This window comes from Marinicauda sp. Alg238-R41, from assembly GCF_947331485.1.
Taxonomy (GTDB): domain Bacteria; phylum Pseudomonadota; class Alphaproteobacteria; order Caulobacterales; family Maricaulaceae; genus Marinicauda; species Marinicauda pacifica.
Window position 1 is genome coordinate 305,986 of the sequence record NZ_CAMZOJ010000002.1, and the last position, 14,348, is coordinate 320,333.

Annotated in this window: 15 protein-coding genes; 8 read left to right on the top strand and 7 right to left on the bottom strand. The window is 68.1% G+C overall.

Features of this window, described 5'->3' with window-relative positions:
* Positions 1-7: 7 nt before the first annotated feature.
* From scpB to PGP17_RS09970, 5 genes are all read right to left on the bottom strand, one after another.
* Entirely contained in the window at positions 8-844 is an 837-nt protein-coding gene (gene scpB / locus PGP17_RS09950) for an SMC-Scp complex subunit ScpB (RefSeq protein WP_270375206.1), read from the bottom strand.
* Positions 841-1,677 carry a segregation and condensation protein A gene (locus PGP17_RS09955; RefSeq protein WP_270375207.1) on the bottom strand — a complete coding sequence of 279 codons (837 nt, stop codon included), beginning with the start codon at positions 1,675-1,677 and terminating at the stop codon, positions 841-843. Before PGP17_RS09955 ends, scpB begins: the two co-directional genes overlap by 4 nt.
* Positions 1,674-2,705, bottom strand: coding sequence for a beta-N-acetylhexosaminidase (gene nagZ, locus PGP17_RS09960; protein WP_270375208.1), 1,032 nt, complete (start codon positions 2,703-2,705; stop codon positions 1,674-1,676). Before nagZ ends, PGP17_RS09955 begins: the two co-directional genes overlap by 4 nt.
* Complete coding sequence (locus PGP17_RS09965) at positions 2,702-3,511, bottom strand: SPOR domain-containing protein (RefSeq protein ID WP_270375209.1); 810 nt, start codon at positions 3,509-3,511, stop codon at positions 2,702-2,704. Before PGP17_RS09965 ends, nagZ begins: the two co-directional genes overlap by 4 nt.
* A 100-nt stretch (positions 3,512-3,611) precedes the next feature.
* A complete protein-coding gene (locus tag PGP17_RS09970) occupies positions 3,612-4,787 on the bottom strand; it encodes a deoxyguanosinetriphosphate triphosphohydrolase (RefSeq protein ID WP_270375210.1) in 1,176 nt (391 codons plus the stop codon).
* Positions 4,788-4,877: 90 nt separating this feature from the next.
* On the opposite strand from PGP17_RS09970, the gene erpA reads away from it, so the two are divergent.
* The gene (erpA, locus tag PGP17_RS09975) at positions 4,878-5,237 is read left to right on the top strand and encodes an iron-sulfur cluster insertion protein ErpA (protein ID WP_270375211.1); all 360 of its coding nucleotides are present in this window, start codon (positions 4,878-4,880) and stop codon (positions 5,235-5,237) included.
* The gene (locus tag PGP17_RS09980; RefSeq protein WP_270375212.1) at positions 5,237-5,920 is read left to right on the top strand and encodes a nitroreductase; all 684 of its coding nucleotides are present in this window, start codon (positions 5,237-5,239) and stop codon (positions 5,918-5,920) included. The genes erpA and PGP17_RS09980 overlap by 1 nt, the downstream gene beginning before the upstream one ends.
* A gap of 154 nt (positions 5,921-6,074) precedes the next feature.
* Here PGP17_RS09980 and ligA read toward each other — a convergent pair whose 3' ends face one another.
* A complete protein-coding gene (gene ligA, locus PGP17_RS09985; protein ID WP_270375213.1) occupies positions 6,075-8,189 on the bottom strand; it encodes an NAD-dependent DNA ligase LigA in 2,115 nt (704 codons plus the stop codon).
* 529 nt (positions 8,190-8,718) lie between these two features.
* Between ligA and PGP17_RS09990 the strand changes: the two genes are divergently transcribed.
* From PGP17_RS09990 to PGP17_RS10015, 6 genes are all read left to right on the top strand, one after another.
* Positions 8,719-9,204, top strand: coding sequence for a hypothetical protein (locus PGP17_RS09990; RefSeq protein ID WP_270375214.1), 486 nt, complete (start codon positions 8,719-8,721; stop codon positions 9,202-9,204).
* Positions 9,170-10,399, top strand: a complete 1,230-nt coding sequence (locus PGP17_RS09995) for a DNA-packaging protein (protein WP_270375215.1) — start codon at positions 9,170-9,172, stop codon at positions 10,397-10,399. The genes PGP17_RS09990 and PGP17_RS09995 overlap by 35 nt, the downstream gene beginning before the upstream one ends.
* A gap of 524 nt (positions 10,400-10,923) precedes the next feature.
* Positions 10,924-12,069 (top strand): phage portal protein, encoded by a 1,146-nt coding sequence (locus PGP17_RS10000; protein WP_270375216.1) that lies wholly within the window; start codon positions 10,924-10,926, stop codon positions 12,067-12,069.
* Complete coding sequence (locus tag PGP17_RS10005) at positions 12,066-12,320, top strand: hypothetical protein (RefSeq protein WP_135945926.1); 255 nt, start codon at positions 12,066-12,068, stop codon at positions 12,318-12,320. Before PGP17_RS10000 ends, PGP17_RS10005 begins: the two co-directional genes overlap by 4 nt.
* A gap of 47 nt (positions 12,321-12,367) precedes the next feature.
* Positions 12,368-12,838 carry an HK97 family phage prohead protease gene (locus tag PGP17_RS10010; protein ID WP_270375217.1) on the top strand — a complete coding sequence of 157 codons (471 nt, stop codon included), beginning with the start codon at positions 12,368-12,370 and terminating at the stop codon, positions 12,836-12,838.
* Between the two features lie 35 nt (positions 12,839-12,873).
* Complete coding sequence (locus tag PGP17_RS10015) at positions 12,874-14,091, top strand: phage major capsid protein (RefSeq protein ID WP_135945924.1); 1,218 nt, start codon at positions 12,874-12,876, stop codon at positions 14,089-14,091.
* Here the strand turns inward: PGP17_RS10015 and PGP17_RS10020 are convergent.
* Positions 14,086-14,340: a hypothetical protein gene (locus tag PGP17_RS10020; RefSeq protein WP_270375218.1), complete on the bottom strand. Its 255-nt coding sequence runs from the start codon at positions 14,338-14,340 to the stop codon at positions 14,086-14,088. The genes PGP17_RS10015 and PGP17_RS10020 overlap by 6 nt on opposite strands.
* Positions 14,341-14,348: the final 8 nt, after the last annotated feature.

A 14,348-nucleotide genomic window follows, 5' to 3' on the forward strand; every position in this document is an offset into this window, starting at 1 on the left:
CTCCCGCTCACGCCTCCGGTGTGTCGTCCTCGTCCAAGAAGTCGACATGGAAGTTGGCGGCGTCCGCGTCGTCCTCGAACAGGTCTTCTTCCAGCGCGGCGATGCGGCCGGGGTCGGGCATGTCGAAATTGGGTGGCAGGCGCGAGGACAGCAGGCCGGCGGCCTTCAGGTCGCTGACGCCCGGCAGATCGCCGAGCGAGGGCAGGCCGAAATATTCCAGGAAGGTGTCGGTCGTGCCGTAGGTGACCGGGCGGCCGGGCGAACGGCGGCGGCCGCGCAGGCGCACCCATTTCTGCTCGAACAGGAGGTCGACCGTCCCCTTGGAGACCGCGACGCCGCGAATGTCCTCGATCTCGGCGCGCGTGACTGGCTGGTGATAGGCGATGATGGACAGCGTCTCGAGCGCGGCCTGGCTCAGCTTTCTCGGTTCCTCGCGCCTGAACTGCAAGAGGTGTTGCAGGTCTTCGGCGGTCTGGAAGCGCCACTTGCCCGCGACCTCGGCCAGATTGACGCCCGCCCCGGCATATTTCGCCTGCAATCCCGTCAGCAGCGCGCCGACATCGAAGCCATCGCCCAGCCGGGTCTGCAGCGTCTCCAGATCGAGCGGCTCCTCGGCGGCGAACAGCAGGGCTTCGAGCCGGCGCTGGCCCTCGATCTCGTTATCGACGGTCAGACGCACGCCGGGCGGGCCGCCATCGCCGCGGGGGCGGTCTTCGGCCTGACGGCGCAGGCCGGCGATTGCCGCGCCGATCGGATCGTTGTCCGGCTTGCTCGCGGGCAGACCCTCGGAGGTCTGGTCCTGTGTCTCGTCCGGCATATCGTCCGGCGTGTCGTCCTCGCTCATGACGCCTCCTCGCCGGGGACCGGTCCGGCCGGATGGCCCGGCCCGGTGCGCATGTAGATCGGGGCGTAGGTCGCCTCCTGGCGCAGCTCCGCCTCCCCGTCCTTGGTGATTTCCAGCGCGGCCAGCAGCGAGGAGGCCATCACCGACTGGGCCGGCGGCGCATTGCGCCCCAGCTGGCCGATATCGGGCAGCAGGGCGTCCAGCCTCTCCCAGCCGCCCAGGCGCGCGGCGATCAGGCTGAGGCGCTGGCGCGCCTGCTCCAGGCTGTACACGCGCGGTTTTTCGGGCCGGTAGGTGGCGAAGGCCTGCTTCTCGCGTTTGAAGGCATAGGCCTTGAGAAGGTCGTAGAGCTCGGCCTCGAAGCGGGGCGCGCGCACCGAGCGTATGCCTTCAGGCTGGCCGCGATCGTAGACGTCGCGATTGAGCAGGGCGCGCTGGTAGAGCGCACCGGCTGCCGCGCGCATGGCGTCCAGGCGCGCCAGGCGGAAGGCGAGGGCAGCGGCGAGTTCTTCAGGCTCGGGCTCATCGTCCAGCGGACGCGGCTTGGGCAGAAGCAGGCGCGATTTGAGATAGGCGAGCCAGGCGGCCATGACGAGATATTCGGCCGCGATGTCGAGACGCCGGTCGCGCGCCTCCTCGATGAAGGTCAGATACTGGTTGGCGAGTTCGAGTATGGAGATCTGGGCGAGGTCGACCTTGTTCTTGCGCGCCAGGTGCAGCAGCAGGTGGAGCGGGCCTTCCCAGCCGGAAATGTCCACGATGAAGGCTTGCGTGGTTTCGCGCGCCTCCTCGCTCGCTTCAAAGCGGACATCTTCCTCGAACAGATCGCTCACGGGGCAGGCGGCTCCAGTCCTGCGTCGCGGAAGCAACCCTCCAGGCGCGCGGTCAGCTCCCGTGTGTCGTGGGCCGCGGGCGGCCCCCGTTCGGCTTCGGCGGCGATGGCACGCTCCTTGGCCTGCCCGTCCAGAGGCGGCGCGGCATGGGCGATCTCGACCATTTCCTTCATGTCGCCATTGCAGTGCATGAGGATCTCGCAGCCCGCTTTCGCCGCCCCCTCTCCGCGCTGGCGCAGCGATCCGTCGAGCGCCTGCATGGACAGGTCGTCGCTCATCAGCAGGCCGTCAAAACCGATCTCGCCGCGAATGATGTCGGCGATGACCGTGCGCGACAGCGTGGCGCAAAGCTCGGCGTCGAACGCGGTGAACACGACATGGGCCGTCATCGCCATGGTCGCGCCGGACACGCCCTTGAAGGCGGCCAGATCGGTCTCGCGCAGCTCGTCGGCCGGCGTGCGCACGACGGGCAGCTTGAAATGGCTGTCCGCATCGGCCCGGCCATGGCCGGGAATGTGCTTGATGACTCCGGCCACGCCCTGGTCGCGCAATCCGTCCAGCGCTGCGGTCGCCAGCGCCGAGACCGGATCGGGGTCGGCATGGAAGGCCCGGTCGCCGATCACTGCGTCGGCGCCCTCGATCTGAAGGTCGCAGCACGGCGCGAAGTCGACATCAATGCCGGCATCCTTCAGCTCGGCGGCCAGCAGGATATGGTTCAGGCGCACCGCCTCGATCGCCAGCTCCGGGTCGCGGTCCCACAGCTCGCCGAAGCGGGCCGCGGGCGGCGCGGCGCGCCAGGTCGGCGCTTTCAGGCGCTGCACCCGTCCGCCTTCCTGGTCGATGAAGATGGGCAGGTCCCGGCCCAGCCCGTCGCGCAGGCTCGCGCACAGGCGGGCAAGCTGCTTGGGCCGGTCCACATTGCGCCCGAACAGGATGATGCCCCACGGGTCGGCGTCGCGGAAGAATGCCTTCTCGCCCGGCAGGAGCTCCGGCCCCTGCAGCCCGTACAGCGCGGCGCTCACACTCATCGTGCGGCCACCAGGCAGTCCTGTCCGCGCGCGGACAGCGTCGTGCAATAGCGCGTGGCCGCATCCCGGCTGTCAAACCCGGCAATGCGCAGGCGGTAATAGATGCCGCGATCGCCGAGATCGGCCTCCACGATGGAGGGCGAGCGCCCCGAGGCCAGCTCGGGAAAGCGCGAGGTGAAAGCGATCCAGCCCTCTTCGGCCTCGGCGCGGGAGCGGAAGGCCGCGATCTGGACGACATGGGTTCCGGCGGCCGGGGCGGGAGCTTCGCGCGCCGGGGCGGGCTCGGGCTCGGCGCGGGCCGGCGCCTCGTCTTCCGGTTCGGGTTCGGGCGCCGGCTCGATCGCGGCGGGTTCGTCCCCGGCATCGATCCGGTCGGCATCGACCGATTCGATGCGCACCTCGGGCAGTTCGCTGGTTTGAGTGCCGGTTTCGGTATCGGTTTCAGTGTCGCGCGCGGCCGGCTCTTCGGGACCCGGGCGCACACCGGCGGCCTCGGATTCGCGCGACTCGCCGGAGCGCAGCTCATAGGCCTCGATGTCCTGACCCGGCGTCTCGTATCCACCCGGATCGGCGGGACGCTGGCGGTAGGGCTCGTCCTCGGCCACGATGACCGGCGCCTCGCCGCGTTCGCGCACGCCGAGCCGGTAGGCGTTCCACACCAGCGCCGCGAACAGGACCAGCACCGCCACCGCGGCGATCAGCAGGATCGGGCCGCGGCGTTCCGGTTCGCCGTCGCGCGCGTCGAACGTTTCATAGTCCTCGGGGGGCGGCGCGTAGGCTCCGAGCTTGGGCTCGTCGTCGGACATGGGCGTGTTCACCTGACAGTTAGGGGCGATGACGCGAATCGCACCGGTCAAGGCGCGACCCCGCACACTCTACTCAATTTGACGCAAGCTGTGCGCCCCGTCAGCCCCAGCCTTCCACATGGAAGAGTTTGCGGTGTTCGGAGACGGCAAACCTGTCGGTCATCCCGGCGATATAGTCGCACACGGTCCGCGCGGTCTGCCGGCCGCGCGCGCCGTCGGTCTCGGGGTGAAACTCGGTCGGCAGGAGGCCGGGGTCGTCCAGAAAGCCGGTAAACAGGTCGCGCACGATCCGCTTGCCCTTCTCCTTGGCCCGTTTCACCTTGTAGTGCAGATACATGTTGGCATAGAGGAAGCGCCGCAGACCCGCGAGGCGCTCGGTCATGTCGTCGGAAAACGCCACGATCGCATCGCCCTGCGCGCGCACGCTGGCCTGGCTGTCGATCCCGCTTTCCTCGATGCGCCGCCGGGTCTCGCTCAGCACGTCGGACACCATCAGACCGATCATCTCGCGCACCGCCTCGTGGATCAGCACGTCGCCGGTCAGGCCGGGATAGCGCGCCTGGCAGGTGCGGAACACATCGCCGACCAGCGGCACGTCCATCAATTGCTCGACGCTCAGAAGCCCGGAGCGCAGCCCGTCGTCAATGTCGTGATTATTATAGGCGATGTCGTCGGACAGCGCCGCGATCTGCGCCTCGATCGAGGTCCAGTGATCGAGCTCCAGCCCCTGCCAGTCCTCATACGCGCGGATCGCCCAGGGCAGCTTGGCCCCGTCCTCGCCCGGCGCGAGCAGCGGACCGTTGTGCTTGACCACGCCCTCCAGCGTCTCCCAGGCGAGATTGAGCCCGTCAAATTGCGGATAGCGCTTTTCCAGCTGCGTCACGACGCGCAGCGTCTGCGCATTGTGATCGAACCCGCCATAGCCTTCCATCAGGCTGGCCAGCGCATCCTCGCCCGAATGGCCGAAGGGCGGATGACCCAGATCGTGGGCCAGGGCGGTGGCCTCGGCCAGGTCCTCGTCCACTTTCAGGGCGCGGGCCAGCGTGCGCGCAATCTGGGCGACTTCCAGCGAATGGGTCAGGCGGGTGCGGTAGTAATCGCCTTCGTGGGCGACGAAGACCTGCGTCTTCTCCTTCAGCCGGCGGAAGGCGCTGCAATGGATGATCCGGTCGCGGTCGCGCTGGAAGGGCGTGCGCATCGCGCTCTCGTCCTGCCGGTAATGGCGTCCCCGGCTGTGAGCCGGATTGCAGGCATAGGGCGCGAGCGTGGCGGTCATGGCAGCCTCTTTCTCGGTCGGGGACTTTCGCCCGGGCGGACAAACGTCCATATATCAGGACATGCGTAAACGGAAACAGGACCAGGACCGATGAGCACCCAGGTCGAGGACGCACCGGCCCAAACCGGTGAAGCGATCACGCTCTCCAGGAGCGCCGCCGCGCAGATCAAGGCGATCATGAAGAGCGAGACCGCCGACTATCTGCGCGTCTCGGTCGTCGGCGGCGGCTGTTCGGGTTTCTCCTACGTGTTCGGCATGGAGACCGAGATCGGCGAGGACGATGTGAAGATCGAACGCGACGGCGCGACCGTGCTGGTCGATTCGCTCAGCGTCGATTTCCTGAAAGGCAGCGAGATCGATTATGTCGACGAGCTAATCGGCGCCTCGTTCAAGATCCACAATCCCAATGCTGTCGCGGCCTGCGGCTGCGGCACGAGCTTCTCCATCTGATGGCGCGCGCCGGCAGCGTCTCCGACGCCCTGAAATCGCGCATCTCCACCCGCGCCTTCCTCGACACGCCGGTGAGCGAGGCCGAGGTACGCGCCCTTCTGGAAACCGCGCGCTGGTCGGCCTCAGGCGGCAATCTCCAGCCGTGGAAAGTCCATGTGGTGGCCGGCGAGACGCGCCAGGCCGTGATCGACGCGGTGAAAGCCAGCCTCGACAAGGACCCGTTCGCCAATGAGAGCGAGTTCAGCGTCTATCCCGAAAAGCTCTGGGAGCCCTATCGCTCGCGCCGTCATCGCCTCGGCGAGGACATGTACGAGCTGCTGGGCATCCCGCGCGACGACAAGATGGCCCGGCTCGGCCAGCTGATGAAGAATTACGAGTTCTTCGGCGCGCCGGTCGGGATTTTCTTCTCCATCGACGAGCGCATGGGCCCCGGCCAGTGGGCGCATCTGGGCATGTTCATGATGAGCCTGGCGCTCGCCTCCGAAGAGGCGGGCCTGGCCACCTGCTTCCAGGAAGCCTGGAGCCCGCGCGCGCGAACGGTCGCCGAGGTGCTCGGGATCGAAGCGCCCTACATCGTCTATTGCGGCATGGCGCTGGGCCATGGCGACCCCGACGCCCCGGTCAACCAGCTGCGTTCGAAACGCGCCGAAGTCGACGAGTTCGCGGCGTTTTCCGGGTTTTAGGCCAGCGCCTGGTTTCATCGTGGCGGCAAGGTGCGCATCCCTCACCGGGTCCCGGGTCTGCGCTCCGCTCCGCCCGGGATTTCAGCGCGTGTGACTGGCTGAAACCCCGGCCGACCGAAGGGAGAGCCGGGGCCTCATCCCGGTAAAGCGCCCCTTACCCGATCAGGTCCAGCCAGTCCTGCTCGCTGAGGACTTCGATGCCCAGCTCCTCGGCCTTCTTCAGCTTGCTACCCGCCCCCGGGCCCGCCACTAGGTAATCGGTTTTCGCCGACACAGAACCGGACACTTTGGCGCCGAGCGACTGGGCGCGCGCTTTCGCTTCGTCGCGGGTGAATTTTTCCAGGCTGCCGGTAAACACCACCGTCTTGCCCGAGACCGGGCTCTCGGCCGCGACCTGCTCGGCGTCTTCCACTGCAACATGCTCCAGCAGGCGGTCGAGCGCGGCCAGGTTGTGGTCTTCGCTGAAGAAGCGGCCGATCGCGTCGACTGCCGTATCGCCGAGCCCGTCGATAGCGATCATGGAGGCGCGCGCCTCCGACCCGATCTCGCGCGCCGCTTCGCCGGCCTCGCGGAAGGCCGTCCAGCTGCCATAGGTGCGCGCCAGCAGGCGCGAGGTTTCCTCGCCGACATGGCGCACGCCCAGCGCATTGATGAATCGGGAAAGCGCGATGGAGCGGCGCGCCTCGATGGACTCAAACAAATTGGCGACCGACTTCTCGCCCCAGCCTTCGCGCGTCTCCAGCGCCGGCTCGATCTCGCCCGCCGCGTTGCGGCGCGCCAGGGTGAAGATGTCGGCGGGCTCCTTGACCATGCCTTCCTCGTAGAAGGCCTCCACCTGCTTCTCGCCCAGCCCCTCGATATCGAACGCCTTGCGCGACACGAAGTGCTTGAGATGCTCCTTTCGCTGATAGGGGCAGGCAAACTCGCCGGTGCAGCGGCGCACGACCGAGACTTCCCCGGTGCGCGGATTGACCTCGCGCTCGGCCGGGGTTTTCAGCGGGCACGGGCAGACCTTGGGAAACTCGAACGGTTTGGCGTCGGCGGGCCGCTTGTCCTCGATCACCTGGACAATTTGAGGGATCACGTCGCCGGCACGCTGGACCACGACCATGTCGCCGATGCGCACATCCTTGCGCGCGATCTCGTCCTCATTGTGCAAGGTTGCGTTGGAGACCACGACCCCGCCCACGGTCACCGGCTCCAGCTTGGCGACCGGGGTCAGCGCGCCGGTGCGCCCGACCTGGATCTCGATATCGTGGAGGCGCGTGGTCGCTTTTTCCGGCGAGAATTTGTGCGCGATCGCCCAGCGCGGCGCGCGGCTGACAAAGCCCAGGCGCTCCTGGTAATCGAGCCGGTCCACCTTGTAGACCACGCCATCGATGTCATAGCCGAGATCGGCGCGCTTCTCCTCGATCTCGCGGTAATGAGCGAGCAGGCCTTGCGCGTCCTCGCAGCGTGTCATCTCCTCGTTGATGACAAAGCCGAGCTCGCGAAGCCTTTCCACCGCGCCCATCTGGGTGTCGGCCAGGGCTTCGGACACTTCGCCCCAGGCATAGGCGAAAAAGCGCAAGGGCCGGCGCGCGGTCACGCGCGGATCGATCTGGCGCAGCGATCCGGCCGCGGCATTCCTGGGATTCTTGTACTCCGCCTTGCCGGCCTCGCGCTGGGCCTCATTGAGCGCGGCAAAGTCGGCATGGCTCATATAGACCTCGCCGCGCACCTCCACGATGTCGGGAAGGGCCTCGCCCGACAGCCGGGCGGGAATATCGCCGAGCGTGCGCAAATTCTCGGTCACGTTCTCGCCCGTGCGCCCGTCCCCGCGCGTCGCGCCCAGCACGAACTCGCCCTTCTCGTAGCGCAGATTGGCGCTCAGCCCGTCAATCTTGGGCTCGGAGGTGAAGGCCAGCGCCTCGTCCTCCTTCACATTGAGGAATTTGCGCACCCGCTTGACGAAATCGGTGACGTCGCTGTCCTCGAACGCATTGCTGAGCGACAGCATGGGCACGGCGTGGCTGGCTTCGGCAAAGCCCGATGACGGCCGGGCGCCGACGCGCTCGCTCGGGCTGTCCTCGCGTTTGAGATCCGGGAAGCGCGCCTCGATCGCCGCATTGCGCTGGCGCAGCCCGTCATAGACCGCATCGGAAATCGCGGGCTGGTCCTTCTGGTAGTAAAGCCGGTCATGCCTGGCGATCTCCTTGGCCAAGCGCTCCAGCTCGGCGCGCGCGTCGTCTTCGCTCAGCGCCGCCACATCTTTCAGGGCCGCAGTCATCGGCGCGCTCCTTCCTCATCCGAACGCCCACAGATACCCCCGCCCGGCCCCTCATCCCAGCCCGGTTTTCAGGAAGCATGCCGCCCGGTGCGTCGAGCTTTGCTTGCGCTCCCCCGCTGAATTCCGGGGCGAAGCGCAGCGAAGACCTAAGGACCTCGTGGAAATGCACGCTTTACCGGCATGAGGCCCCGCTGATTGGATGACGCCACCCTGTCCTCTCTGGGTTCCGGGTCTCGTTTCAGTCGCCCGGAATGACGAGAGTTTTGGGTTTCCGATAGTCTCCAACCAACTTCGTCATCCCGGACTTGATCCGGGATCCAGAAAGCGTGGAGCGCTGTCACCCGATGACGCAGCCCTGTCCTCTCTGGGTCCTGACTTTCGTCAGGAAAGAGAGCGTTTGCCGAAGAAGCGGGGACAGGGTCACGTCCAATCCCCGCCGCCCGGTACAAAACCTCACGCACATACAAAGACTTCGCGCTTTTTCCGGCCGATCAATCCGGCCGGGGCGGGGCCGGGCTATAGTTCGGGCATGGTCGAAAAACTGAATGACGCGGAGCCGAAGCCGCGGGCCCGGCCGGATCACTCGCGTGACTGGCGGCCGCTTCTCTACGAGATGCAATCGGGGATCGCGCCCGGCGAGATCGCCGCGCGTCTGGGCCTGAGCGAACGCTGGGTCATCCAGCGCCTGCGGCGGGAGGCGGAGAGCTTGCCCGCCGATCCCGGACGGCGCCTGGCGCTGAAGCTGGTCCATTTCATGGGGCAGGCGGAAGCCCGGCTGATGGCCGATCCGGCGGGCGCGGAACGCACCGCCAAGGCCATTCTCGCCATGACGAAAGCGGCCCGGGCCGTGGCGGACTTCTCCGCCGCGAGCGCGACAGTGGAGGCAGGCCCGGATGACGAAGAAGACTACCGCGCCGTGGTGGAACGTCACCTCAATCGCATTGCTGCGTCCCGAGGCGAGGGAGCTGATGCTTCGTCAGATGAGTCCGACTCAAACAGCGGCGCTGCTGAATGACTGGCATATATGGGCAGCCGAGCATCAGCTGGCCCCGGCCGGCAACTGGCGCATCTGGCTGTTCCTGGGCGGACGCGGCGCGGGCAAGACGCGCGCCGGGGCCGAATGGGTGCGCGCCGCCATCGAGGCGGGGGCGCGGCGCGTCGCGCTGGTCGGTCCCGACCAGCAGGCGGTGCGCGAGGTTATGATCGAGGGGCCGTCCGGCCTGCTCTCGCTCGGGCCGCTGACCCGGCGCCCGCGCTTCGAAGCCTCGCGCCGGCGGCTGGTCTGGCCGGGCGGGGCGATCGGATACTGTTTCTCCGGCGAGGATCCGGACGGGCTGCGCGGACCGCAATTCGATCTGGCGTGGGCCGATGAATTTGCCGCCTGGCGCCATGCCCGCGCGACGCTGGACATCCTGAAGCTGGGCCTGCGCCTGGGCGAGGCGCCGCGCCTGATGATCACCACCACGCCGCGGCCCATCCCCGCGCTGAAAGCCCTGGTCGATGCGCCGGGCGTGGTGCTGACGCGCGCCGCGACGAAGGACAACAAGGACAATCTCGCGCCCGGCTTTGTCGAAGCGGTGACGTATGAATACGGCGCCAGCCATATCGCGCGCCAGGAGCTGGACGGCGAGCTGATCGAGGATCCCGAGGACGCGCTGTGGACGCGCGCCATGATCGACGCGGCGCTGAACCGCCCGGCCTTCGAGCCGGACCGCATCGTGGTCGCCGTCGATCCGCCCGCCGGTGCAGGCCCGGCGAGCGCGGAATGCGGGATCGTCGTGGCGGGCGCCAGCGGCACCGGGCGCGAGGCGCACATCGTCATCCTGCGCGACCGCTCCGGACCCGGCCGCCCGGAAGCCTGGGCCCGGGCGGTGGCGGAGAGTTTCGAGATTTACGATGCCGACCAGGTGATCGCCGAGGCCAACCAGGGCGGGGACATGGTGCGCGCCGTGCTGCAGGCCGAGCATCCCGGCCTGCCGGTGCGCCTGGTCCATGCGAGCCGCGGCAAGCGGGCGCGCGCCGAACCGGTCGCCGCCCTCTATGCCGCGGGCCGGGTGCGCCACGAGACGCGGATGGAAAGGCTGGAAGACCAGATGTGCAGCTTTGGCAGCGCGGCCCTGAGTGTCAGCCCCGACCGGGTGGACGCGCTGGTCTGGGCCGTCAGCGCGCTCGCCGGTCCGGGCCGCGATCCGCGCGTGCGGGTGGTGTGAGGGGGCGGGGGTCTGTGCTCTGAGGTCCTCAGGTCTGCGCTCCGCCCGGGATTTTCAGAGTGTGTGATGGGCTGAAACGCCGGACGCCGCAGGCGATCCGGGGCCTTGGGGCAGACAGGATTGCCTTTCTCTTTCCTGACGAAAGTCAGGACCCGGGAGAGGACGGGGATGTGTCATCCGATGACACCGCTCCACGATCTCTGGGTCCCAGCTTTCGCTGGGAAAGAGCAGTTCGTATCCGTCCAGATCCCCAACCCGTCGTCATTCCGGGCGAGCGAAGCGAGACCCGGAAACCAGAGATGACAGGGGGCCGACAGACAAGGCCGTCATCCGACCCTTCGAGGCCCGGCTTTGCCGGGCACCTCAGGGTGAGGGGGATGGGTGACATCAAGTGACGCAAATCACTGATATATCAGAGTCTTAAAGCCATCCCGCTTCCCTCATGCCGAGGTGCGAGCGCAGCGAGCCTCGAAGCATCGGACGGCAGGCGGGGCGTTGGCCTCATTTCAACTCAGGAGAGCGTCATGCTCAGAAAACTGCTGCGCATCGAGCGCAAGGCGGCGGGCCGTCTTGTGGCGCTCGATACGATGCCGCATGCGCGCTGGAGCGCGCGCGACTATGCCGGGCTGGCGCGCGAGGGGTATGGGCGCAATGCGGTCGCCTATCGCTGCGTGCGCCTGATCGCGGAGGCCGCGGCCTCGATCCCGTTCGCGGTGCGCGGTGAGGGGGAAGGGGCGGACGCGGCGCGCGCGCTGCTCGCCCGGCCCAACCCGGACGAGGCCGGGCACGAGCTGATGGAGGGGTTTCACGGTCATCTCCAGGTTGCCGGCAATGGCTATCTGGAGCTGACGGGAGAGGCGGGTGGCCCGCATGGCCTGTTCGCGCTGCGCCCGGACCGGATGCGTGTCCTGCCCGGCCCGAAGGGCTGGGCGGACGGGTGGGAATACCGCGCCGGGCATGAGCGCCGGGTGTTCAGCCGCGACCGGGCGAGCGGGCGCAGCGCGATCCTTCACATGCGACTATTCCACCCGGCCGACGATCATTACGGCCAGCCGCCGCTGGAAGCTGCGGCGCGTGCGGTCGATGTGCACAATGCCGGCGGGGCGTGGGCCAAGGCGCTGCTGGACAATGCAGCGCGGCCCTCCGGCGCGCTGGTCGTGACCAGCCGGGACGGGGGCGAGGCGCGCCTGACCGAGAGCCAGTATGAGCGCCTGAAAGGCGAGCTGGAAACGCTGCATGCCGGGCCGGGCAATGCGGGACGCCCGCTGCTGCTGGAAGGCGGGCTGGACTGGAAGCCGATGGGCCACAGCCCGCAGGAGATGGACTTCATCGAGGCGCGCCGCGAGGCCGCACGCGAGATCGCGCTGGCCTTCGGGGTGCCGCCTATGCTGCTCGGCCTGCCCGGCGACAATACCTATTCGAACTATCGCGAGGCCAATCTTGCCTTCTACCGCCAGACCGTGCTGCCGCTGGCGCGCAAGACCGCCGGAGCGATGCAGCGCTGGCTGGAGCCCTGGCTGGGCGAGGGGCTGGGGCTGGAGACCGACGAGGAGGCCCTGCCGGCCCTGTCCGACGAGCGCGCTGCGCGATGGCAACGCGTGGGCGAGGCCGGCTTCCTGACCGATGCCGAGAAACGCGCCTTGCTGGGCCTGGAGGAGACCGCGCGATGAGCCGTGACGAAGAGAGCGCCTGGCGCTTCGAGCGCCAGATCACGCTGGGCGTGGTGGTCGCTATCGCCCTGCAGACCGCGGCGGCGCTGATCTGGGCCGGGGCAACCGGCGAACGCATCCGCCATCTGGAAAGCGGCGTGGAGAATACCGGGCCGGTCTATGAGCGCCTGGCGCGGCTGGAAGAGCAGGCACGCTATGCGCGTGCCTCGCTGGAGCGGATCGAACAGCGCCTGGCCGAGGGCGAAGGCTGAACGCGGCCTGTGCCCGTCTTTGTACTTCACAAACGAAAGGAAGCGGCATGAACGAGCCGTCGGACCCGGGCGCACTGAAGCTGTCGGGCTATGCCAGCGTGTTCGGCGTGACCGATCACTCCGGCGACATCGTCATGGCGGGCGCGTTCGCGCGCAGCCTGGCGGCGGGCGGGGCCGGGCGCATCCGGATGCTGTTCCAGCATGAGGCCGGCGAGCCGGTCGGCGTGTGGGACGAGATGTTCGAGGATGCGCGCGGCCTGTTCGTGCGCGGCCGCATCCTCAGCGCCGGGCCGCGCAGCCGGGCGGCCCGGAGCCTTGTCGCGCAAGGCGCGGTGGACGGGTTGTCCATCGGATTTCGCACGGTGCGCTCCCGGCCGAGGCCGGGCGGGGGACGTGTGCTGACCGAGCTCGATCTGTGGGAGGTCTCCATCGTGACCTTTCCCATGCTGGGCACGGCGCGCCTGACCGTCCACGCCCCGGCGAGGCAGCCCGGACCGCAGGCCGCGCACGCTGCCTAGACCCTATAAGTTCACACACGAAGAAAGGACTCCCCATGACGCGGGAAACCAAGATGGCGCCGCCCTCCGGCGAGGCGCGTGCGGCGATGCACGAGCTTCTGTGCGCGTTCGAGAGCTTCAAGGACGCCAATGACCGGCGCCTGGAGGAGATCGAGGCGAAGTCGGCGGCCGATCCGCTGCTCGATGACAGGATTGCGCGCATCGACGCGGCGCTGACGCGCCAGCAGACGGCGCTCGACCGGCTGTCGGTGGAGGCGGGCCGGCCGGCCCTGTCACTCTCGCCGGGGCGCGAGGGCAAGTCGGCCTTTGCACGATACCTGGCGCGCGGCGATGCCTCGGCGCTGGTGGAGGCCAAGTCCCTTTCCTCCGGCACGCCGGGCGAGGGCGGCTATGTCGCGCCGCCCGAAACCGAGGCGCTGATCGACCGGCTGCTGGGCGAGGCCTCGCCGATGCGCGCGATCGCCAGCGTGAAGCAGACGACCAGCCATACCTGGCGCAAGCCGGTGAGTCTCGGTGGAACCAGCGCGGGCTGGGCGGCGGAAACCGGCGCGCGGGCCGAGACCGATACCGCGACGCTGGACCTTTTAGAGTTTCCCACCGGCGAGCTTTACGCCATGCCCGCTGCGACCGCCTCGCTGCTCGACGATGCGCTGGTCGATATCGACCAGTGGCTGGCCGAAGAGGTGCGCGATGTCTTCGCCGAGCAGGAGGGCCAGGCCTTCGTCAGCGGCAATGGCACGAACAAGCCGAAAGGGTTTCTTTCGTACACGAATAAGCTGGACGGGACGGAAGCCTGGGGCGAGCTCGGATACGTGGCGACCGGGGCGGCCGGCGATTTTCCGGTGAGCGATCCGGGCGATGTCCTGATCGATCTCATCTATGCGCCAAAATCGGGCTACCGGGCCAATGGCCGCTTCGTGATGAACCGCCAGACCGTGTCCCGGGTGCGCAAGTTCAAGGACGCCGACGGCAATTATGTGTGGCAGCCGGCCGGCGCGGCCGGGCAGAGCGCGACGCTGATGGGCTATCCCGTTACCGAAGCGGAAGACATGCCCGATATCGGCGCAGGCAGCTTTGCCATCGCGTTCGGCGATTTCGAGCGCGGCTACACGATTGTCGACCGGCAGGGCGTGCAGGTGCTGCGCGATCCCTATTCGGCCAAGCCCTACGTGCTGTTCTACACGACCAAGCGCGTCGGCGGCGGGGTGAGCGATTTCAACGCGATCAAGCTGCTGAAGTTCGCCGCCTCATAGCCGGGCGCCCGGTTCGCGTTCGCGCAAGCCTCCCCCTTCGCGGACGCGGACCAGGGCGCCGATCCCCAGCGTCGATGTGAGGACGACAAGCCCGGCGGCGATCCAGAAGACGGCCGGTTCCAGCAAGACCAGAAGACCCGCCCGCACCGGCTCGGCCAGCACGACGAGCATGGCCAGCAGGATGCCGGCAAGAACGAGCGCCGCGGTGCGGCTCGCGCGCACGCTGCGGCGCGCCATCGATGCAAACATTAAAAGGC